This is a genomic window from Bordetella trematum, from assembly GCF_900078335.1.
Lineage (GTDB): Bacteria > Pseudomonadota > Gammaproteobacteria > Burkholderiales > Burkholderiaceae_B > Bordetella > Bordetella trematum.
This window is the reverse complement of sequence record NZ_FKBR01000027.1, coordinates 1-239: the sequence shown is the minus strand read 5'-3', so window position 1 is coordinate 239 and position 239 is coordinate 1. Positions and strand designations below refer to the sequence as shown.

The window sequence follows — 239 nt, the reverse complement described above, 5'->3', positions numbered from 1 at the left end:
TACTCGTTCGATCTCAAGCCGCAGCCCAGCCTGGCGAAATCCTGGGAAGTCTCGCCCGACCAGCTGACCTACACCTTCCATCTGCAGCCCAACGTGAGCTGGCACGACGGCAAGCCGTTCTCGGCCGACGATGTGGTGTTCACCTACACCAAGGTCCTGGCCAACACGCCGCGTACCCGCACCCTGATGGCCAACGTGGAATCGGTCACGGCGCCCGATCCCCAGACCGTGGTGTTCAG

At 63.2% G+C, this 239-nt stretch carries 1 protein-coding gene; it reads left to right on the top strand.

Going from position 1 to position 239, the window contains the following annotated elements; genetic code table 11:
* On the top strand, positions 1 to 239 hold a 239-nt coding region (locus A7V84_RS12285; RefSeq protein ID WP_235815953.1), incomplete at both ends, for an ABC transporter substrate-binding protein.